At 73.9% G+C, this 19,204-nt stretch carries 20 protein-coding genes; 5 read left to right on the forward strand and 15 right to left on the reverse strand.

Features of this window, described 5'->3' with window-relative positions:
* Positions 1 to 25: 25 nt before the first annotated feature.
* Genes ACTMMA_RS03235 through mshA form a run of 3 tightly spaced genes read right to left on the reverse strand, consistent with a single transcriptional unit; the run spans position 26 to position 2,624 of the window.
* Positions 26 to 778, reverse strand: coding sequence for a phosphoglyceromutase (locus ACTMMA_RS03235; protein WP_441188658.1), 753 nt, complete (start codon positions 776 to 778; stop codon positions 26 to 28).
* A gap of 20 nt (positions 779 to 798) precedes the next feature.
* Entirely contained in the window at positions 799 to 1,314 is a 516-nt protein-coding gene (locus tag ACTMMA_RS03240; protein ID WP_441188659.1) for a YbjN domain-containing protein, read from the reverse strand.
* A 5-nt stretch (positions 1,315 to 1,319) separates the two neighbouring features.
* The gene (mshA, locus tag ACTMMA_RS03245) at positions 1,320 to 2,624 is read right to left on the reverse strand and encodes a D-inositol-3-phosphate glycosyltransferase (protein ID WP_441188660.1); all 1,305 of its coding nucleotides are present in this window, start codon (positions 2,622 to 2,624) and stop codon (positions 1,320 to 1,322) included.
* Positions 2,625 to 2,746: 122 nt separating this feature from the next.
* Between mshA and ACTMMA_RS03250 the strand changes: the two genes are divergently transcribed.
* The gene (locus ACTMMA_RS03250; RefSeq protein WP_441188774.1) at positions 2,747 to 3,520 is read left to right on the forward strand and encodes a class I SAM-dependent methyltransferase; all 774 of its coding nucleotides are present in this window, start codon (positions 2,747 to 2,749) and stop codon (positions 3,518 to 3,520) included.
* Between the two features lie 6 nt (positions 3,521 to 3,526).
* Here the strand turns inward: ACTMMA_RS03250 and ACTMMA_RS03255 are convergent, their stop codons facing one another.
* The 7 genes from ACTMMA_RS03255 to ygfZ are packed head-to-tail and all read right to left on the reverse strand — an operon-like array spanning position 3,527 to position 8,562.
* Complete coding sequence (locus ACTMMA_RS03255) at positions 3,527 to 3,919, reverse strand: phosphomannose isomerase type II C-terminal cupin domain (RefSeq protein ID WP_441188661.1); 393 nt, start codon at positions 3,917 to 3,919, stop codon at positions 3,527 to 3,529.
* 58 nt (positions 3,920 to 3,977) lie between these two features.
* Complete coding sequence (locus ACTMMA_RS03260) at positions 3,978 to 4,790, reverse strand: alpha/beta fold hydrolase (RefSeq protein ID WP_441188662.1); 813 nt, start codon at positions 4,788 to 4,790, stop codon at positions 3,978 to 3,980.
* A complete protein-coding gene (locus ACTMMA_RS03265; RefSeq protein WP_441188663.1) occupies positions 4,787 to 5,119 on the reverse strand; it encodes a DUF2516 family protein in 333 nt (110 codons plus the stop codon). Before ACTMMA_RS03265 ends, ACTMMA_RS03260 begins: the two co-directional genes overlap by 4 nt.
* A gap of 9 nt (positions 5,120 to 5,128) precedes the next feature.
* Positions 5,129 to 5,575: a D-aminoacyl-tRNA deacylase gene (dtd, locus tag ACTMMA_RS03270; RefSeq protein WP_441188664.1), complete on the reverse strand. Its 447-nt coding sequence runs from the start codon at positions 5,573 to 5,575 to the stop codon at positions 5,129 to 5,131.
* A complete protein-coding gene (locus ACTMMA_RS03275) occupies positions 5,572 to 6,567 on the reverse strand; it encodes an asparaginase (protein WP_441188775.1) in 996 nt (331 codons plus the stop codon). The genes dtd and ACTMMA_RS03275 overlap by 4 nt, the downstream gene beginning before the upstream one ends.
* A gap of 50 nt (positions 6,568 to 6,617) precedes the next feature.
* Entirely contained in the window at positions 6,618 to 7,463 is an 846-nt protein-coding gene (locus ACTMMA_RS03280; RefSeq protein WP_441188665.1) for a beta-keto acid cleavage family enzyme, read from the reverse strand.
* Between the two features lie 43 nt (positions 7,464 to 7,506).
* Entirely contained in the window at positions 7,507 to 8,562 is a 1,056-nt protein-coding gene (gene ygfZ, locus ACTMMA_RS03285; protein WP_441188666.1) for a CAF17-like 4Fe-4S cluster assembly/insertion protein YgfZ, read from the reverse strand.
* 78 nt (positions 8,563 to 8,640) lie between these two features.
* Between ygfZ and ACTMMA_RS03290 the strand changes: the two genes are divergently transcribed.
* On the forward strand, positions 8,641 to 9,846 hold the full coding sequence (locus ACTMMA_RS03290) for an LCP family protein (protein WP_441188667.1): 1,206 nt from the start codon (positions 8,641 to 8,643) through the stop codon (positions 9,844 to 9,846).
* Between the two features lie 18 nt (positions 9,847 to 9,864).
* On the opposite strand, the gene ACTMMA_RS03295 is transcribed toward ACTMMA_RS03290, so the two are convergent.
* Together ACTMMA_RS03295 and ACTMMA_RS03300 are read right to left on the reverse strand one after the other, a co-directional pair.
* Complete coding sequence (locus tag ACTMMA_RS03295) at positions 9,865 to 10,359, reverse strand: heme-binding beta-barrel domain-containing protein (RefSeq protein ID WP_441188668.1); 495 nt, start codon at positions 10,357 to 10,359, stop codon at positions 9,865 to 9,867.
* Positions 10,360 to 10,456: 97 nt separating this feature from the next.
* Positions 10,457 to 11,245 carry a hypothetical protein gene (locus ACTMMA_RS03300; RefSeq protein ID WP_441188669.1) on the reverse strand — a complete coding sequence of 263 codons (789 nt, stop codon included), beginning with the start codon at positions 11,243 to 11,245 and terminating at the stop codon, positions 10,457 to 10,459.
* 41 nt (positions 11,246 to 11,286) lie between these two features.
* Between ACTMMA_RS03300 and ACTMMA_RS03305 the strand changes: the two genes are divergently transcribed.
* Genes ACTMMA_RS03305 through ACTMMA_RS03315 form a run of 3 tightly spaced genes read left to right on the forward strand, consistent with a single transcriptional unit; the run spans position 11,287 to position 13,926 of the window.
* The gene (locus tag ACTMMA_RS03305) at positions 11,287 to 11,994 is read left to right on the forward strand and encodes a winged helix-turn-helix transcriptional regulator (RefSeq protein WP_441188670.1); all 708 of its coding nucleotides are present in this window, start codon (positions 11,287 to 11,289) and stop codon (positions 11,992 to 11,994) included.
* Between the two features lie 25 nt (positions 11,995 to 12,019).
* Positions 12,020 to 12,979 carry a mycothiol synthase gene (mshD, locus tag ACTMMA_RS03310; RefSeq protein WP_441188671.1) on the forward strand — a complete coding sequence of 320 codons (960 nt, stop codon included), beginning with the start codon at positions 12,020 to 12,022 and terminating at the stop codon, positions 12,977 to 12,979.
* 2 nt (positions 12,980 to 12,981) lie between these two features.
* Positions 12,982 to 13,926 carry an NUDIX hydrolase gene (locus tag ACTMMA_RS03315; RefSeq protein ID WP_441188672.1) on the forward strand — a complete coding sequence of 315 codons (945 nt, stop codon included), beginning with the start codon at positions 12,982 to 12,984 and terminating at the stop codon, positions 13,924 to 13,926.
* Between the two features lie 287 nt (positions 13,927 to 14,213).
* Here ACTMMA_RS03315 and ACTMMA_RS03320 read toward each other — a convergent pair whose 3' ends face one another.
* From ACTMMA_RS03320 to treY, 3 genes are read right to left on the reverse strand one after another with little or no spacing between them, the layout of a single operon-like run.
* Positions 14,214 to 14,852 carry a hypothetical protein gene (locus tag ACTMMA_RS03320; protein WP_441188673.1) on the reverse strand — a complete coding sequence of 213 codons (639 nt, stop codon included), beginning with the start codon at positions 14,850 to 14,852 and terminating at the stop codon, positions 14,214 to 14,216.
* Positions 14,849 to 16,705 carry a malto-oligosyltrehalose trehalohydrolase gene (gene treZ, locus ACTMMA_RS03325; protein ID WP_441188674.1) on the reverse strand — a complete coding sequence of 619 codons (1,857 nt, stop codon included), beginning with the start codon at positions 16,703 to 16,705 and terminating at the stop codon, positions 14,849 to 14,851. The genes ACTMMA_RS03320 and treZ overlap by 4 nt, the downstream gene beginning before the upstream one ends.
* Positions 16,706 to 19,189: a malto-oligosyltrehalose synthase gene (gene treY, locus ACTMMA_RS03330; RefSeq protein WP_441188675.1), complete on the reverse strand. Its 2,484-nt coding sequence runs from the start codon at positions 19,187 to 19,189 to the stop codon at positions 16,706 to 16,708.
* Between the last annotated feature and the right edge of the window lie 15 nt (positions 19,190 to 19,204).

Here is a 19,204-nt window from a genome sequence, read left to right on the forward strand (position 1 = left end):
CTGCTGGCGGAAGGCCCGGCGCGGACTACTTGCCCTGGTTGGCGACCTGCTGGATCGCGGCCGCGGCGGCGTCGGCGTCCAGGTAGCGGCCGCCCCGGTTGACCGGCTGCATGTGGGCGTCGAGCTCGTAGAGCAGCGGGATGCCGGTCGGGATGTTGAGCCCGGCGATGTCCTCGTCGCTGATGCCGTCGAGGTGCTTGACCAGCGCGCGCAGGCTGTTGCCGTGGGCGGCGACCAGCACGGTCTTGCGGTCCTGCAGGTCGGGCACGATGTCGGACTCCCAGTAGGGGATCATCCGGGCGATGACGTCCTTGAGGCACTCGGTCGCGGGGATGTCACCGTCGACGTCGGCATAGCGCGGGTCGCCGGCCTGGGAGAACTCGTTGTCCGGCTCGATCGGCGGCGGCGGGGTGTCGAAGCTGCGACGCCAGAGCATGAACTGCTCCTCGCCGTACTTCTCCCGGGTCGCGGCCTTGTCCAGGCCCTGCAGCGCGCCGTAGTGGCGCTCGTTGAGGCGCCAGGTGCGCTTGACCGGGATCCAGTGGCGGTCGGCGACGTCCAGCGCGGTGTTGGCGGTGGTGATCGCGCGCCGCAGCAGAGAGGTGTGGACGACGTCGGGCAGCAGCCCCTCGGCGAGCATGAGCTCACCGGCGCGGCGCGCCTCGGCGTGGCCCTGCTCGGTCAGGTGGACGTCGACCCACCCGGTGAACAGATTCTTGGCGTTCCAGTCGCTCTGGCCGTGCCGGAGCAGGATCAGGGTGCACTCAGCGTCGCTCATGACCCAACCCTATCGGGGGCTCAGGAGCCCTGCCCGTCGGCCTCCTGCACCGGCTCGGCCTCCAGCTCGGCCCGGAAGGCCTCGAGGTTGGCGGTGGACTCCCCGCGCGAGATCCGCCACTCCCACTCGCGCTGGATCGAGGTCCAGAAACCCAGCCGCAGGAGGTCGTTGAAGGGCTCGTCGCAGGCCGTCAGCACCGCCCCCATCAGCTCGTCCAGCGCCTCCTCGTCCAGCCCCGCCAGCGGCAGCCGCCCGGTGACGTAGACGTCGCCGGAACCGTCCACCGCATACCCGAGGCCGGGCAGGCGCAGCGTCCGCCGCAGCAGGTAGCGGTAGAAGGCCTCGTGGTTCTCGTCGGGATTGCGGATCACGAACGCGCGCAGCGACAGCGCCCGGTCGCCCACCAGCAGCGACACCACCGTCTTGAGCTTGCGCTCCCCGGGCAGGGTGACCACGGTCTCCCCCTCCCGTGCCCCCGGCTCGTGCTCCAGCTCCAGACCCTCCAGCAGGGTATGCAGCAGCTCCTCGTGGTCCATCCGCCTCACCTCTCCCGCGGGTCGGGTCGGGCGCCGTGCGCGTCCGGTGCCCCGCTGGCCCCACCGTAGACGGCCACCAACCGGTCCACCGTCCGCTCCCAGGAGAAGCCCCGGGCGTGCGCCGCGGCCCGCGCCGACCAGTCCTGCCGAGCGCCCGGCTCCCCCAACCGTGCCAGGGTCGCGGCGATCGCGTCGGCCCAGTCGGCCGGGTCGTGCCCGTCGACGAGCACGCCGGCCTCCCCGACCGCGGTCGGCAGACCCCCCACGCGGGCCGCCACCACGGGCGTCCCGCACGCCAGCGCCTCGACCGCGACCAGGCCGAAGCTCTCGTTGTGGGAGGGCACGGCGAGCAGGTCGGCGGCGCGGTACCACCGCGCCAGCTCCTCGCGCGGCATGGAGGTGTCGTAACGGACGACATCCTCCAGCCTCTCCTCGACCACGACCCGCTGCAGCGCGTCGGGTGCGGCCAGCCCGGACCCGGACAGACCCCCGAGGACGGCCACCACGAGCCGCCGACGCAACGAGGGCTCGCGGCGGACCAGCTCGCCGGCCGCCCGGACCAGCACGTCGGGCGCCTTGAGCGGCTGGATGCGTCCCACGAAGAGCAGGACGACGGCGTCCCGGGGCAGGCCGACCGCCTCACGCGCGCGGGCCTGCGCCTCGTCCCGGGTCCCCGCGGCTGCGTCGGGGTGGAAGATCTCCAGCGCCACGCCGGGGTGCACGACGTGCACGCGCCCGGGGTCCGCCCCGTAGAGGTCGACCAGCGACCGTGCCTCGTCGGCGGTGTTGGCCACGAGCGCGGCGGCCTCGCGCACGATCTGCTCCTCGCCGGCCTCCCGCACGGGCGGCTCGGGCCTCTCCCCCGGCGCGAGGGCGGCGTTCTTGACCCGCGCCATGGTGTGCATCGTGTGCACGAGCGCCCCACCGGTCGCCCGGACCAGCCCCAACCCGGCCACCCCCGAGAGCCAGTAGTGGCTGTGCACGACGTCATAGCCTCCCGCCGCCCGCGCGTGCCCCACCATCGCGTCGGCGAACTGCGCCACGTGCCCCGGCAGCTGCCCCTTGTCCAGGCCGGCAGGCCCGGCCGGCAGGTGGTGCACGTGCGCGCCCGGGGCGAGCTGCTGCATACCCTCCCCCTCGGTGGCGCGGGTGAAGACGTCGACGTGCACGCCCCGGGCGGCCAGGCGCGCGGCCGTCTCGGCGACGTAGACGTTGAGACCCCCCGCGTCCCCCGTGCCCGGCACCGCCAGCGGGGAGGTGTGGAGGGAGACCATCGCCACCCGGGACGGGAGCGGCGCGGCAGCGGTCATCGCCCCAGTCTGGCACGTCGGCCTACCCTGGTCCGGTGACCCGATCCGCGCCCGGCCGCCCCGTCGGCACCGTGACGCGCGGCACGACCAATCCCAACCGGCTGCGGCGCGTGGACCGGTGGATGGCCTGGGCGCTGCGCGACGTGCTGCGCGCACCGCGGGAGGCCCCGGTCGTGGTCGATCTGGGGTATGGGGCAGCTCCCGTCACGGTGCTCGAGCTCGCCGACCGGCTGGGTCGGGTGCGGTCCGACGTGCGCCTGGTGGGGATCGAGATCGAGCCCGAGCGGGTGGCGCGTGGGCTGGCGGTCGCGGACCCGCCCCGGGTGGACTTCGCGCTCGGCGGCTTCGAGCTGCCCCTGCCCGACGGGGCCCGGCCGTCGGTGGTGCGGGCCTTCAACGTGCTGCGGCAGTACGACGAGTCCGAGGTCGCCGGGGCCTGGGCGCAGATGCTGGACCGCCTGGCTCCCGGGGGCGCGCTCGTGGAGGGGACCTGCGACGAGATCGGCCGGCTGGCGACCTGGGTCCACCTCCGGCGGGGCGCCGAGGGGGCGCCCGACCCGGTATCGCTCACCCTGTCGTGGCGGCTGGCCGGGCTGGAGCGTCCCTCGGTCGTGGCCGAGCGGCTGCCCAAGGTGTTCATCCACCGCAACGTCCCCGGGGAGGGCGTCCACGAGCTGATGACGGCCCTGGACCGCGCCTGGGCCCGGCACTCGGCGCTGGCCGGCTACGGCGCGCGACAGCGCTTCGTGGCGGTGGCCAGCGACCTGCGCGACGCGGGGTGGCCGGTGCTGCACGGCCCGACCCGCTGGCGCCTGGGCGAGCTCACCGTCGCCTGGGAGGCCGTGGCCCCTGGCGGCCCGCCGCAGGAGGCGGAGAGAGGTGCTCCGCAGGCGTAGCGGGACTCAGCGGGCGTAGTCGTCCTCCAGCCGGACGATGTCGGCCTCGTCGAAGGGCCCGAAAGCGACCTCCAGGATGCGGGCGGGCTCCTCGGAGGCATTGCCCATGCGGTGCTCGGCGCCGCAGGGCACCCAGATCATCTCGCCCTGGCCCGCGGTCCACGTCTCACCGTCCAGGGTGATCTGCAGCTCGCCGTCCAGGACGTGCCACATCTCGGCGCGGTGTCCGTGGGTCTGCAGCGACAGCCGGTGCCCGGGCTCGACGGTGATGGTCTTGACCGTCACCGGCTCGCCGGAGACGAACTGCTGGAACCTCCCCCAGGGACGCTCGACGACGAAGGAGTCCCCGCGGCGGTCGCGGGTGAGGTCGGTCTGGGAGTCGTTCTGGGAGTCGGTCACGGTCGCGGTCTCCGTCGTTCGGTGCGTGGCCCCTGCCTCCTCGCCGAACGGTCATGCCCTACGCCGTCGTGAGGAAGTCACCGACCAGGTCACGGGTCTGTTGTCGGTGCTCCCACATGATGCCACCCTCGCCGCGGACGTGCAGCATCGCCTGCGGGAAGCAGTCCGCCAGCTCGCGGGCCACCTCGACCGGATGGGTGTCGTCGCCCTCCTGGGCCAGGATGAGGACCGGGCAGGTCACCTCGCGGAGGAGCTCGCGGTCGGCCACGGGCACGAGGTGGGGCAGGGTGTGCAGCGCCTCGGCCAGACCCGGTTGCAGCAGCTCCGCGGCCTGCCCCTCGGCCCACGCCCGCACCGCCGGGTCGTCACGCACGGCCGCGGGCTGGTCGGCGACGAGGTGCGCGGCCAGTGCCGCCTGGTCACCGGCGCGGACCCGGTCGGCCAGCGCCTCCAGCGCGGCCATGGCCCGGTCGTCGCGCGGGGTGTCGATCGCGGCGGGCAGGGCCAGGACGACGCGGTCGAAGCGGTGCGGCTCGCGCGTCAGACCCCGGCAGATCGCGCCCGCCCCCATGCTGATCCCCAATGCCCGGTCGGCCCCCACCCTGTCGGCGACGGACCAGACCTCGGCCGCGAGCTCCGCATACCCCCACTCCCCCGTGGGAGCGTGCGAGCGGCCGTGGCCGCGCAGGTGCATGAAGGTGCGGGAGCCGGCCACCCGCATCCCGTAGGGGCGGGTGGTGCTGATCGAGCCGGCGAGACCGTGGACGAAGAGCGTGTGCGGACGGCCGTGGCCGACGGTGAGGATCTCGAGGGGTCCGTCGGGCCCGTCGACGAGGGTGGTGCGGGGCGCGCCGAGGGAGGCCGGCCTCACCACGGACCGTAGGGACCCATGTGGGTGCCCTGGCCACCCCGCCCGATCGCCGACCTCACGGCCGGGCGGACGTCGGTGAGATAGACGGCTGCGGCCACGAAGGCGGCGATGTTGAGCAGCCCGAAGGGCGCACGCCCCAGGTAGACGAACCCGATGAGGGTGGCGGCCCCGGTGAGGACGAGCCAGAAGGTCTTGGTCTTCTTGCCCGCCGCGGGGAAGGCGTCCTCGCGCGTGCGCAGGCAGTCGACGAGCGCCCACACCATGACCGCGAAGGCCGCGAGGCCGATGACGGTCATCACGAGATTCTGGGTGCTGGCGAGGAGCGACATGGGTCCAGCCTACGTCGCCGCCGCGCCGGCAGCGGTGTCGACGAGCACCGTGAAGGGCCCGTCGTTGACCAGCTCGACCTGCATCATCGCCCCGAAGACGCCGGTGGCGACCTCGATGCCGCGCGCCCGCAGCGCCGCGACGACGGCGTCGACGAGCGGCTCGGCCACGGGCCCGGGGGCGGCGTCGCTCCAGGAGGGACGCCGGCCCTTGCGGGTGTGGCCGTAGAGGGTGAACTGGCTGACCACCAGGACGGGTGCCCCGGTGGTGTCGACCGACTCCTCGTCGCGCAGGATCCGCAGCTCGGCGATCTTGCGGGCCATGGTCTCCACCTCGGCGGGGCCGTCGTCGTGCGTGGCCGCGACCAGGGCGACCAGGCCGGGACGGTCGATGGAGCCGACGACCTCGCCGTCGACGGTCACGCTGGCGCGGGTCACCCGCTGCAGGACCGCCCTCACGAGAGGGGGACCGCCCGGATCGCACCGACCGGCTCGCCGTGGCCCTTGACGACGGCCTCGGCGTCGAGGTCCTCGAGGACCTGGGCGACATCGGGGCCGAGGTCCGCGCCGCCGAGGTGGCGCAGCGCCGCGGTGGTCACCACTCCCCTGGCCCGGTCGTTGCCGTCGGCGATCTTCACGACGATGCCGCGCCCGTCGGCGAGGCCCACCGCGTAGACCGACTCGGCGCCGTCCTTGGCGATCAGCCCGGGCACGCCTTGGATGAGCCGGGTGACATCGCGCCGGGTGCCGCCGAGCCACTCGGGATGGCGGCGGATCGCGTCGGCGACCGTGCCCTCGGGGGTGCCGGGATCGGCGGAGGCGATGCGGCCGAAGGCCCTGGCCAGGCCAGCGGCGCTGACGCCCAGGGCGGGCGCGCCGCAGCCGTCGACCGTGGTCGCCGCGACCGGCTCGCCGCAGAGCTCCTCGACGACCTCGACGATCAGCCGCTGGAGCGGGTGGTCGGGCTGCCGGTAGGTCGTCAGCTCCCAGCCGGAGGCCACGCAGGCGGCCAGCATGCCGGCGTGCTTGCCGGAGCAGTTCTGGGCCAGGCGGGTCGGCCCGGTGCCGGCGGCGATCACGCGGTCGCGCTCCTGCTCGTCCAGCGGCAGGGAGGGCGTGTTCTGCAGGGCGTCCTCGTCCAGGCCCGCCGCGGCCAGGATCCGGCGCGCACCCTCCTGGTGGAAGTCCTCGCCGGAGTGGCTCGCGCAGGCCAGCGCCAGCAGCTCGCCCTCCAGCGCGGCCCCGGCCAACAGCATCGCCACGGCCTGCAGGGGCTTGAGCGAGGAGCGGGGCAGGATGGGCGCGTCGACCGGGCCGACCGCCAGCAGGGTGGCGCCGTCGGCGGCCATCGCCGAGACCACCCCGTGGTGCACCGACTCGACGACGTCGTTGCGGACCACCTCGGCCACGACGGGGGCGTCCCACAACGGGGTGCGTCGGTCGGCTGCCATGCCCCCGGCGTGGGTCACGGCGCCGGTCCCGGCGTCGGTCCCGGCCTCGCTCACCGGCCCCTCCGGTCCTTGACGCCCAGGAGGGTGCGGGCGTCCTCGGCCGACATCGGCGGGCGCTGCATCGTGGTGGCCAGCAGCGCGGCACGCTCGACGAGCTCGACGTTGTGCTGGACCTGCTGGCCGCGGGCGTACATGAGGTTGTCCTCCATGCCCACCCGCAGGTGCCCGCCCATCGCCAGCGCCGCGGCGGCGATCGGCAGGTGCGAGCGCCCGATGCCGGTGGCCGACCAGCTGGTGACCTCCTCGGGCAGCATCTGGACACCGGCGACGAGCGCCTCCACGGTGCCGGGCATGCCGCCGGGGACGTTGGTGACGAAGTCGACGTGGACCTTGCCGCCGTAGGGCAGCCCGTGCTGGTCGATCAGCCGGCGCAGCGCGGCGACGTGGCCGAGGTCGAAGAGCTCGAACTCGGGCACGACCTCCTTCTCCTGCGCCTGGACGTAGAGCTGGCTCATGAAGCCGTAGGGATTCATGAAGACGTCGTCGCCGAAGTTGAGGGTGCCGCAGGTCAGCGAGCAGGAGTCGGGCTCGGCGTCCAGGACGGTGAGGCGCGACTCGAGCGGGTCGTGCACCGAGCCGCCGGTGGAGAGCTGGACGACCAGGTCGGTGGCCTCGCGCAGGGCCTGCACGGTGTCGCGCAGCCGGACCGGGTCGAGCGTGGGGCGGTGGTCGTTCTCGGGGTCGCGCACGTGCACGTGGACGAGACCGGCTCCGGCCTCCTCGCACCGGCGGGCGTTCTCGACGATCTCCTCGAGGGTGGTCGGCAGCTGCGGGAAGTCGGCCTTGGTGGTCTCGGCGCCCGTGGGCGCCACCGTGATCAACGTCGATGCGGACATGGTGCCGATCTTCTCAGGCGCGGGGGTATGCGGTGCAGCCGGCTCAGGGGGTCCGGGGACCCCGCGCCCTGCCGCGCTCGGCGTCGGCCGGCACGATGACGGTCTGGGCCGCGCTGGTGGTGCCGGCCAGGAGCGTCAGGGACGGGTCGAGGTTGCGCTTGACCAGGGCCAGCGCGATGGGGCCGTCCTCGTGGTGACGGGCGACCGAGGTGAGGTGCCCCACGGGTCGCCCGCCCCCGACCGGGACCAGCTCGGCGCCCGGCTCGGGCAGGACGTGGCCGGAGCCGTCCAGGTGCAGGAAGACGAGGCGTCGAGGGGGTCGACCCAGGTTCTTGACCCGGGCGACCGTCTCCTGCCCGCGGTAGCAGCCCTTCTGCAGGTGCACCGCGGTGCGCAGCCAGTCCAGCTCGTGCGGGATCGCGCGCTCGTCGGTGTCCACGCCGGCCCGGGGCCGCCACGCCGCCACGCGGAGCGCCTCGGCGGCCCACGTCCCGGCCAGGGGCCGGTCGCCCACGGCGGCCTCCAGCTCTGCGCGGGGCACGATCAGCTCGCGCCAGGGCCGCTCCCGGCCGGGGTGCTCCTCGGAGGGCGGCCCGTAGGCGAAGGTGTCGCCGACCGGCCCCGGCCACGGGTCGACCCAGGCGATCGGCTCGTCAGGCCCTGACTCGGCACGGATCGGCTCGCCGAGCACCCCATACCCCTCGGAGACGTCGGCGACCTCGACCCGGAGCATGAAGCGCATCGAGTCCAGCCACCCCGCCACGGCCGGCGCGTCGCCGGGCTCGGTGGTGATCCAGGTGGTGCTGCCATCGTCGACGACGTGGAGGGCGTGCTCGACCTTGCCCTTGGGCGAGAGGATCAGCGTCTCGGTCGAGGTGCGCGGCGCCAGGCCGCTCAGGTGCTGGCTGGTCAGGGAGTGCAGCCAGGTCAGCCGGTCGGGGCCGGTGACGGTGACGACGCCACGGTGAGAGAGGTCGACGACGGCCAGGCCCTCGGCTAGCAGGACCTGCTCGCGGTGCGGGTCCCCGTAGTGGCAGGCCACGCCCTGGTCGGGCCCGAGTCCGTCGACGGCACCAGGTCGGGAGAGCAGGGGGTTCATGCCCGGCAGGCTACGTCACGGGTCTGACCTGCTCACCCTGCAGGCTTCCCCCAGGGAACCGCCGTAGACTCGGCGGCCATGGGGTACCAGGAGCACCATGAGGCACCGGTCGACGAGGGCCGGCGCCCTCGCCGTCGCCGTCGCCCGGTCCGCACGGCCGCGGCGGTGGTCGGCATCTTCGCGCTGCTGGGGGTGATCGCGCTCGCCGGGTTCGCGTTCTACCTGCAGAACACCGCCGAACGCAACATCGTGCACGAGGACCTGCTGTCCAAGGACAACGCGGTCATCACCATCTCGCCCCAGCTGACCGGCGGCGAGCGTCCGTCGGGGGACGATGGCGAGGAGCAGGACGACGCCGAGGGGGGCGACGGGGAGCCGGCCGAGGACGAGGAGCCGATCGTCATCGTCGGCGAGGACGGGCAGGAGGTGGAGGTCCAGGAGGGCACCACCCACACCGCCACCACCCCGGAGCGGGCCACCGAGGCCGGCGAGGCCCTCAACTTCCTCATCATCGGCTCCGACAGCCGCGACCTGTCGGTCGAGCGGGGCCGCTCCGACGTGATCGTGCTGATGCACATCAACGACCAGCGCGACCGGGTCGACCTGATCCACTTCCCGCGCGACACCTTCGTCCCGATCCCGGGCACGGGCGGGTCCTCCAAGATCAACGCCGCCTACGCCTACGGCGGGGCGCCGCTGCTCGTGCAGACCCTCCAGCAGCAGGTCAACGTGCCGATCGACCACGTGGTGATCGTCAACTTCGAGAGCTTCAAGGCGATGACCGACGCCATCGGGGGCGTCGACGTCAACGTCACCCAGGCCGGCGGTGGCTTCAGCACCGGCGTGCAGCACATGAACGGCGAGCAGGGCCTGCGCTTCGTCCGCGAGCGCTACTCCCTGTCCCAGGGCGACATCTCCCGCGGCGAGCGGCAGATGCAGTTCATCAAGGGCATCATCACCAAGGCCCTCTCCCGGGAGACCCTGACCAACCCGGGCCGGATCGCCGGCTTCGTGGACGCCGCGACGACCAACCTGACGGTCGACGAGGACCTGAGGGTCGGGGACATGCGCGACCTGGGCTTCTCCATGCGCAACGTGCGCGGCGGGGACATCCACTTCTGGTCCGGGCCGTGGTGCGGCATCGCCGACCACCCGGTGGCCGGGTCGATCATCCTCAAGGCCGACGCGCAGATGGCCAGGCTGGCCGAGGCCCTGCGTTCGGACAGCATGAGCGGCTACGTCGACAACGTCTCGCCGCGCAGCGGCTTCGGCGGGGGTTGCTGAGCAGACCCTGCCCGGCGGTCAGACCCGGCGCAGCTCCGCGGAGACGTGCGACTGCAGCTCGTGGCCGGTGGCGGCCATGTCCATGACCCACATCATGTTGCCGTTGACGTAGCCGTAGAGGCGGTGGGCGGCGGTGTACTCCTTGGCCCGGGGGCTGCGGATCACGCCGTCGGTCTGGACCTCGACCTTGGCCGGGCTGGTGCGCCCGTAGTAGAGCTCGACGATGCCGGTGGGGTGGGCCAGGAGGAGCTCGACCTCGTCGTCCGGCAGGGGGCGCCAGAAGCCGGTCTCGAGGGCCGCGACCTTCTCCTTGTTGCCGTCCGCGTCCAGCAGCCAGGTGCGTGAGGTCCACATGAAGAAGGGACGCCCGTCGTGGGTGACGTCGATCTCCTGGCCGAAGTTGCGCGACTCCATGGACGGATAGCCGACGACGCCGGCACCCGCCCAGGATCCGAGCATCCAGGCCAGGGGCGCACAGTCGGGGTGCATGGTGGGGTCGATCTCGATAGGCACCCGCCCATGGTAGGCGGTGGGAGCGTTGGCCGGGCAGGCTCGGCGGGACCGGCTCATCCGGGGAGGCTCAGCGCGGGTCAGGCTCAGCGGGTCAGGCTCAGCCCGGCAGCGCCGAGGGCAGGAAGACCAGGGCCACCAGGTAGGGCACCAGCCCGGCGACGAGGACCGAGGCCACCGCCGTGACGAGCCGGGGCCGGGCGTGGGCCATCGTCGGCAGCTCGCACAGGACCTGACGCATCGCGTGGCTGAGCGCCCCGGCGGCCACCCCGAGCAGCAGCCAGGTCGTCCACGGGGCCGACAGGGCGAGGGCCACGAGCACGGCCGCCGCTCCCCCGGCCGCCATGGCCGCGGCGGTGAGCCAGGTGGTCATGGCCGGCCAGCGGCCGAGGAGGTCGGTGAGCGCCGAGGCCGCGGCCGCGGCGAGGGCACCCAGCACCAGGGAGACACCTTCGGGCGTGCTCGCCGGCGGGACCAGCAGGACGCCGCAGGCCAGGAGCCCCAGGGCCAGGACGACGGCGCTGACCGACTCGACGACCCGCGGCCGCCCGTCCCGGCGGAAGAGCTGGTGCACGAAGGCCGCGATCATCGCCAGCCCGAGCGCGGCGGGCACCCAGGTCAGCCGGGGGACGTCGTCCTGGACGACCACGGAGCTGACCAGGGCCAGACCGCCGACGACGATGGTGCCGACCGTGCCGCGCGGGGTGGGCAGGTTGAGCGCTCCGGCCCATCCCCAGGCCAGCACCACGGCGGCCACGGCGAGGGCGAAGGCCAGCACCAGCGTCGAGGTGAGGGCCGCGGCGCCGAGCACGAGAGCGATGCCGACCACGGCCACGGCCACGTGGACCGACGGCGTGATCCGGATGCTCGGTGCTGGCGTCGTCGTCATCGTGGTCATTATGACCTGCCCGAGGTCCTTATCCTTGGGAGGTGGCCGACCTGGTCCTGCTCACCCCCGCCGCCCCGGCGTCCGCCGCGGTGGCGGTGGTGCTGCCCGGTCTGGCGCTGCTGCCGCACGTCGTCCGCGCCCAGGGGCTGGACGTGGGCCAGTTGCTGGGGCACCCCTCGCCCGACCTCCTGCTGGTGGACACCGTCACCGATCTCGTCGCGGGCCACGCCACCCTGCGGACCCTGGCCATGGTGGAGCTGGACGCCCCGGTGCTCGCGGTCGTCGACGACGCCGGCCTGGGCCTGGTCGACGAGGGCTGGCCCGTGGACGACGTCATCACCAGCACGGCACGGCCCACCGAGGTGGGCGCGCGCGTCCGCCTGGCCCTGCTGCGGGCCCGGGCCTCCGTCCAGAAGACCAGCGCGCCGGCCCCGGAGCCGACCACCCTCCGGGTCTCCGACGTCGTCGTCGACGAGGCCTCGTGGACGGTCCGCGCCGGCGGGGTCCCCCTGGACCTGACCTACAAGGAGTTCGAGCTGCTCCGTTATCTGGTCCAGCACCCGGGGCGCGTGGTGACCCGCGACCAGCTCCTCCACGAGGTGTGGGGCATGGACTACTACGGCGGCACCCGCACCGTCGACGTCCACATCCGCCGGCTGCGGGCCAAGCTGGGTCCGGAGCGCGAGGCCCTGATCGGCACCATCCGCGGCGTCGGCTACCGCTTCGCGCGACCGGTGGGGCAGGACTGAGCGCCGTCGTGCAAAACTGGCCCCCATGACCGGCCAGTCCCTCGCCGTCGAGGAGTCGACCACCCTGTCGCCCGAGCTGTCCGGCGACGTGCTGGCCCTGGCCGTGCGCGCCGGACGTCACGACGGGGTCAAGCCGTTGTCGGAGCAGACCGTCCTCCAGGCGCGGCGCCTGCCGGACGACGTCACCACCCCCACCTCCACCCACCTGGTGGTCCGCGACCCCGAGACCGGCGCGGTCGCCGCATACGGGCACGTGGACGAGGGCGACCCCGGCGCCCCGTCGGCGGAGCTCGTGGTGGACCCCGACCACCGACGCCGAGGGATCGGTGGCCTGCTCCTGGACCATGTCCTCCGACGGTGGCCACAGGCCCGGCTGTGGTCCCACGGCGACCTGCAGGACGCGCGCCGTCTCTACTCCTCGCGCAACCTGACGGTGGTGCGCGAGCTGTGGCAGATGAGCCGCCCGCTGGAGGGCGAGTGGAGCGACCTGCCGGAGGAGGTCGAGCTGCCCGAGGGCCTGGCGGTGCGGCCCTTCCGCGTCGGTCAGGACGAGGAGGCGTGGCTGGAGCTCAACGCCCGCGCCTTCGCCACGCACGCCGAGCAGGGGCGGATGACCAGGGCGGACCTGGCCGACCGGCAGGCCGAGCCGTGGTTCGACCCGCAGGGCTTCCTCGTGGTGGAGGACACCACCGCCACGGATGCCGACGGCCGTGCGCGGATGGCCGCCTTCCACTGGACCAAGGTCGAGTCCGGCCCGTCGGGCAGCGTCGGGGAGGTCTACGTCGTGGGGGTGGACCCGAACTACCAGGGTCGTGGCCTCGGGCTGACCGTCACCCTCCTGGGCCTGCGGCACCTGCGCGCCCGCGGGGTGGGGACGGCCACGCTCTACGTGGACGGCGACAACGCCGCCGCGATCGCCACCTACCACCGGCTCGGCTTCGAGCGGATGGCGATCGACGTCATGTATGCGGCGGGGGCCGCCTGATCGTGGGCGACCGGATCCGGGTGCGCGCCGCCGGCGTGCTGCCCTACACGGTCAAGGCCGACGGCTCCCTCCGGGTGGCGCTGGTCCACCGGCCGCACTACGACGACTGGTCCTGGGCCAAGGGCAAGCTGGACCGGGGCGAGGACTGGGCCGCCGCCGCGGCCCGTGAGGCGCTGGAGGAGACGGGGCTGGTCGTGCGGCTGGGCATGCCGCTGCCCGACGCGCACTACCGGGTGGGCAGCGGCATGAAGCGGGTCCGCTACTGGGCCGCCACGGTCGTCGGGGGCGAGGGCAACCTCGAGCATGAGATCGACGAGGTCGTCTGGCTCAAGCCGAAGGCCGCTGCGGAACGGCTCTCCTACGCCCACGACCGCGAGCAGCTCGAGGCGCTCGTCGACCTCCACGACAAAGGGCGGCTGGACACCTGGCCGCTGCTGATCGTGCGGCACGCCCTGGCGGTGAGCCGCACCGCCTGGTCCCGCCCGGATCCCTTGCGCCCGTTGGTCTTCGACGGCTATGTCCGGGCCGCACACCTGGTCGGCCTGATCGACGCCTACGCCCCCGAGCAGATCCTCAGCAGCCCCTCGGTCCGCTGCACCGCCACGGTCCGGCCGTTCAGCGAGTCGCTCAGCGTGCCGATCACGACCAAGAAGGGCCTGTCCGAGGAGGGCTTCGAGGCCACCCCCGATCGCGTCGTCAAGCACCTCGACGGCATGCTCGCCGCCGGACGGCCGGCCGCCATCTGCACGCACGGGCCCCTGATCCCCGTCATCCTGAAGACCCTGCGCTCGCGGGCGGCCAAGACGCTGGACAGTGGTGACCGACGGCTGCTGACCCGGCTGACCGAGGTCCCCCTCGACAAGGGCGAGGTCCTGGCGCTGACGATGAGCGGGACCGGGGACGAGGCACGCGTCGCCGCGGTGGAACGCCACCGCCCCGTGCTCTGAGGAGCGGCTGTCCCGTCCCACGAAAGCCACGAGAAGTGGGGCACGTGCCGGGCTGGGAGCGCCTCTCGGCGCGAGGCCGCTCGTAGCGGCGAATGTTGGAGCCCGGGGCTACCGCAGCCCGGCACGCGAAGACTTCCAACGACGGGCTCGCGGCGGTTGTTCCCGACGCTCCTCACTTCATGCGGGAAACCGACCTGTGTGCCGGTGATAACCGGCACCAGGTGGTCAAACCCGCATGAAGTCGGGACCGGCGGGCCGTCGCCCGTGCCGGGGCGAGGTGATCGTCCTCAGTGCAGGTCGCCGAGGCGCCACAGGCGGGCGCTGGCGGTGAGGTCGGTGGCGGTGTCCTGCATCCGGGCCGCGCGACGGGACTGCTCGACCGGGATGTCGTCGACCCCCGGCTCGGCCAGCCCGACCGCCATCACGTGGCAGAAGGCGGCGGCCCGCTCCAGGGCTACGGCCAGGTCACCGGTGAAGACGCCGGTGAGGATCTCCTCGGTCAAGGCCTTCAAGGCCGGCGGGCTGGGCGGCTCGGCGACACCGGCGATCGCGCGGTAGACCTCGGCGTGCACCGAGCCGGAGGCGAACAGCCGGGCGACCTCCTCGGGCTGGCGCAGGACCCACTCGCGCAGCAGGTAGAGACGCCAGAGCGTGCCGGGCAGGGTCCGGGCCGGCCGGTCCGCCCACATCTCCGCGACCGTGGCCAGGCCCAGCTCCTGGACCAGCCCGACCAAGCGGGCGGTCAGCTCCGGATCGGCACCGTCCCGGCCCCGCCCGACGACGAGCTCGGCCGTGCGGTGCGCGGCCTCGGCGGCCTCCAGCGGGTCGCCCCCACCACCCATGGCCTCCAGCGCCTCGATCGGGCGCAGCGTGGGGCGGTGGAAGGGGCGCCGGGCCGAGCCGGATCCGCCCTCGGCGACGGTCACGAGGCGCTCCCGGTATCGGCGCCGTCGGCATCGGCGTCGTCGGCATCGGTGCCGTCGGCCCGCGCGTCCCCGGCGCCGGCGAGCACCGCCACGCTGTCGGCACCGAGCACGAGCCGGCCACCCTCGGAGGTGACGGGACCGTGGTGGGCGAGGAGCTGCATACCGTCGGAGAGGTCGAGATCGACGCTGCCCGGGTGGTCACCGGTGGGGGCGGGCGCCAGGTGGGCGAGCACGCGGACGTCACCGCGCCGGACCGTGATCAGCTCGCCTCCCCCGTCGACCGGCTCGCGGTGCACCGAGCCCTGACCCAGCGGGGTGTCGCGGAGCCCGGAGCGCTCGCGGCGCAGGCGGATGAGGGTGCGGTAGAAGTCCAGGAGCGTGGCGTGCCCGTCCCGGTCCACCTCGGACCAGTCGAGGGTCGAGGCCCGCACGGTGCCCTCGTCCTGGGGGTCGGGGACGTCGCCGGCCCAGCCGTGCTCGGCGAACTCGTTGCGCCGGCCCTCGCGGATCGCCTCGGCGAGCCACTCCTCCTCGTGGTCGGTGAAGTACTGCCACGGCGTTGAGGCGCCCCACTCCTCCCCCATGAACAGCATCGGGGTGTAGGGCGAGGTGAGCAGCAGCGCCGCCCCGATCGCCGCCCGCCCGGGGCTCATCCCGTGGCCGATGCGGTCGCCGCGGGCGCGGTTGCCGATCTGGTCGTGGGTCTGCAGGGAGGCCACGAAGCGCCAGCCCGGCGTCGTCGCGGGGTCGACCGGTCGCCCGTGGCCGCGGCCGCGGAAGGTGGAGAAGGAGCCGTCGTGGAAGAACGGCGAGGAGCCCAGCACCTTGGGCAGCGCGCCCGGGTCGGCGAAGTCGCCGAAGAAGCCCTGGGTCTCCCCGGTCAGCGCCACGTGCAGCGCGTGGTGCACGTCGTCGGCCCACTGGCCGTGCAGGCCCCTTCCGCCGGCACCCCCCGGTCCGCGCGGGGAGACGGTGGCGGGGTCGTTGCGGTCGGACTCGGCGACCAGCGTCCGGGGTATGCCGCTGCTCTCGGTGATCTGGTCCGCGAGGCTCGCGAGGTCCTCGAGGAGGTGGACGGCCCGCTCGTCGTGGAGGGCGTGGACGGCGTCGAGGCGCAGCCCGTCCAGGTGGTAGTCCTCCAGCCACATGCGGGTGTTGTCCAGGATGAAGGCGCGCACCTCGTCCGATCCGGGGCCGTCGAGGTTGACCGCCTCGCCCCACGGGGTCTGGTGACGGTCGGTGAAGTAGGGCGCGACCTGGCCCAGGTAGTTGCCGCTGGGGCCGAGGTGGTTGTAGACGACGTCGAGCCACACGGCCAGCCCCTTGGCGTGTGCCGCGTCGACGAGACGGGCCAGGCCGGCGGGGCCGCCGTAGGGGGCGTGGACCGCGTAGAGCGCCACGCCGTCATAGCCCCAGCCGTGCCGTCCGGGGAAGGCCGCGACCGGCATGATCTCCAGGACGGTCACGCCGAGGTCGACGAGATGGTCGAGGTGGTCGATGACCCCGTCGAAGGTGCCCTCGGGGGTGAAGGTCCCGACGTGCAGCTCGTAGACGACGGCGTCCTCCAGCCGCACGCCCTGCCAGGCCTGGTCGGTCCAGGTGAAGGCCGCCGGGTCGACGATGGCGCTCGGGCCGTGCACGCCGTCGGGCTGGTGCCGCGAGCGCGGGTCAGGGACCGGCGCGCGGCCGTCGATGGAGTAGGCATAGCGGCCGTCGGCGGGGGCGGCGCTGGCCTGCCACCAGCCGCCCTCCCCGCGGGTCATCTCCACGGCGGCGTCGCCGGCGGCGCCGAGGCGGACCTCGACGCGCTCGGCCTCGGGCGCCCAGAGCCGGAAGTCATGGGAGTCGGTCATTCAGCCACCTGCCTGGAGGTCGTCGGCGCGCACGAGCAGCGCCACGGGTGCGTCGGCGAAGACGTCCCGGGCCAGGACGCCGGTGGCGCCCGCCTCGTGGACGACGCCGGTGAGGGCGTCCTGCCACCGGTCGGGGGGCAGGGGGATGCGGGTCTCGCCCAGGCCGCCGGCCTCGCCGAGCGCGCGGGGGGCGCGGATCGCCAGGGTGGCCGCGCAGCCGCCGCGGACGAAGCCGAGGACGTGGTCACCGGCCTGGACGGGGTCGTAGGAGGCGCCGGGCCCGTAGGCCTTGGGCAGCCAGGTGCGCAGCCGCAGCACCCGGGAGGTCACCCAGAGGACCTCGTCGGACAGGTCGCCGGGCCAGCCCTGCGAGTCCAGGCGCCGGAGCCGGTCGACTCGCTCCTCGTAGTCCACGGGCCGCCGGTTGTCGGGGTCCACGAGGGACAGGTCGACGACACCGGCCCCCTGGTAGGTGTCCGGGACGCCGGGCAGCGTGAGCTGGACCAGCTTCTGGGTGAGCGTCAGCGTGCGCACGGTGAGGCGGTTGTCCCGCACGGCCGCGCCGATCGCCTCGCTGACCTCCCCCTCGGCGACCATCTCGTCGGCCAGGGCCAGCACCCTGCCCTCGTAGTCGGCGTCCGGCTCGACCCAGGTCGTGTGCAGCTTGGCCTCGCGCAGGGCCTTGGTGAGGTATTCGTGCAGGCGCCCGGTCTCGACGCGGCCGGCCCCCAGGAGGGTCTGCCAGACCAGGTGGGCGGTGGGACGGTCGACGCCGTGCCGGTCGGCCGCCTCGAGGCTGGCGCGGGACAGGTGCTCCCAGGCCCCGGCGTCTCCGGCGACCGCCAGGATGCGGGCACGGACGTCCTCGCTGCGCTTGGTGTCGTGGGTGGACAGGGTGGTCATGCCCAGCGGCCAGTGCTCGGCCTGGTGGCGGGCCCAGGTATGCAGCGTGGCCACCTCTGGGTGCTCGCCCAGGCTGGGGTCGGCGCCCACCTCGTTGAGCGCGACCAGCCGGTGCCACCGGTAGAAGGCGGTGTCCTCGATCCCCTTGGCCATGACCGGGCCCGTGGTCTGCTGGAAGCGCACGCACAGGTCGCGGGCGGACCCGGCGTCGGCGCCGGGCGCGCCGGCCGGGTCGGCGAGCACCTCGCCGAGGGCCTCGAGCTCGACGCCGAGGTCCGGCCGGGCCGCGCGGGCCCTGGCCAGGCCCTCGAGCAGGGGCAGGAGCGCGGCGTGGTCGCGCTCGTCCACCGGCTCCTCGGGGCGGATGTAGGCGCGGTAGACGTGGACCGCGACCAGCGCCTCGACGATGGCCTCGCGGAGCCGGTCCGGGTCGAGGTGGGGCAGGACGGCGGTGGCCCGGCGCTGGAGCCGCCCGAGCTCGGGCCCGAGCAGGTCGGCGACGACCTGACGCTTGGCGCGGTCGACCTCGTCGTCGAGGTCGGGGGTGCCGCCGGTCTCGACCCACGTCTGCGTGATGGCCTCGGCCGTGGTCGGGTCGACCAGGGCGGCGGTCACGGCGGCGTTGGCGTCGTAGCCGGTGGTGCCCTCGCAGGCCCAGCCGTCGGGGAGCCGCTCGGAGCCCTCGAGGATCTTCTCGACCCAGACCGGGGTGCCGGGTCGCAGCGCCGCCCGGAGACGCTCCAGGTAGCCGCCGGGGTCGGCCAGCCCGTCGGGGTGGTCGATCCGGAAGCCGTCGATGATCCCGGCGTGGTGCAGCTCGAGCAGGAGGGCGTGGGTGGCCTGGAAGACGTCCTCGTCCTCCACCCGGACACCGATGAGCCCGTCGACCTCGAAGAAGCGGCGGTAGTTGAGCACGTCGGGGGCGTCCAGCCAGTGGCCCAGCCGCCAGTGCTGGCTCTCGAGCAGCTCGCGGGTGACCGTCGCTGGGCCGTGCCCCAGACGACCCGCCAGCCGGTCGGTGCCCGGGGCGAGGGGCAGGACGTGCTCGAAGTAGCGCAGGACCGGCTGGCCCGCAGCCCCGCCTTCGTCATGGCCACCCACGTCGAGGGTCAGCTCCCCCGCCTCCAGCACCGCCTCCAACGGCTGGCCGAGGACGGGCAGGCCGAACCGGCCACCCAGGTGGTCCCAGTCGACGTCGAACCAGTGGGCCGTCGGGGCCTCGGGCCCCTCCCGCAGGACCTGCCACAGGGGCAGGTTGCGCCACAGCTCGGAGACGAGCGCCATGTGGTTGGGCACCACGTCGACGATCAGGCCCATCCCCCGCTCGTGCACCGCTGCGGCGAGGGTCTCCAGGCCGTCCTGGCCACCGAGCTCGGGGTTGATCTGCCGATGGTCGAGCACGTCGTAGCCGTGCTCGGAGCCGGGCACCGCGGTCAGCACCGGGGACAGGTAGACGTGGCTGGCGCCGAGGGCCTCCACGTAGGGCAGCACCCGCAGCGCGTCGGCGAAGGTGAAGCCGGCGTGCAGCTGGAGCCGGTAGGTCGCGGTGAGCGGTCTGCGGGGAGCTGGGTCGGTGGTCATCGCGACCCAGTGTCC

Origin of the sequence: Ornithinimicrobium panacihumi (assembly GCF_052073805.1) — a bacterium.
GTDB lineage: Bacteria > Actinomycetota > Actinomycetes > Actinomycetales > Dermatophilaceae > Ornithinicoccus > Ornithinicoccus panacihumi.

Excerpts from the sequence above, each read along its gene's own strand:
- ACTMMA_RS03235 (WP_441188658.1), bottom strand. The coding sequence starts at position 778 with ATGAGCGACGCTGAGTGCACCCTGATCCTGCTCCGGCACGGCCAGAGC.
- ACTMMA_RS03240 (WP_441188659.1), bottom strand. The coding sequence starts at position 1,314 with ATGGACCACGAGGAGCTGCTGCATACCCTGCTGGAGGGTCTGGAGCTG.
- mshA (WP_441188660.1), bottom strand. The coding sequence starts at position 2,624 with ATGACCGCTGCCGCGCCGCTCCCGTCCCGGGTGGCGATGGTCTCCCTC.
- ACTMMA_RS03250 (WP_441188774.1), top strand. The coding sequence starts at position 2,747 with ATGGCCTGGGCGCTGCGCGACGTGCTGCGCGCACCGCGGGAGGCCCCG.
- ACTMMA_RS03265 (WP_441188663.1), bottom strand. The coding sequence starts at position 5,119 with ATGTCGCTCCTCGCCAGCACCCAGAATCTCGTGATGACCGTCATCGGC.
- ACTMMA_RS03275 (WP_441188775.1), bottom strand. The coding sequence starts at position 6,567 with ATGGCAGCCGACCGACGCACCCCGTTGTGGGACGCCCCCGTCGTGGCC.
- ACTMMA_RS03280 (WP_441188665.1), bottom strand. The coding sequence starts at position 7,463 with ATGTCCGCATCGACGTTGATCACGGTGGCGCCCACGGGCGCCGAGACC.
- ygfZ (WP_441188666.1), bottom strand. The coding sequence starts at position 8,562 with ATGAACCCCCTGCTCTCCCGACCTGGTGCCGTCGACGGACTCGGGCCC.
- ACTMMA_RS03290 (WP_441188667.1), top strand. The coding sequence starts at position 8,641 with ATGGGGTACCAGGAGCACCATGAGGCACCGGTCGACGAGGGCCGGCGC.
- ACTMMA_RS03300 (WP_441188669.1), bottom strand. The coding sequence starts at position 11,245 with ATGACGACGACGCCAGCACCGAGCATCCGGATCACGCCGTCGGTCCAC.
- mshD (WP_441188671.1), top strand. The coding sequence starts at position 12,020 with ATGACCGGCCAGTCCCTCGCCGTCGAGGAGTCGACCACCCTGTCGCCC.
- treZ (WP_441188674.1), bottom strand. The coding sequence starts at position 16,705 with ATGACCGACTCCCATGACTTCCGGCTCTGGGCGCCCGAGGCCGAGCGC.
- treY (WP_441188675.1), bottom strand. The coding sequence starts at position 19,189 with ATGACCACCGACCCAGCTCCCCGCAGACCGCTCACCGCGACCTACCGG.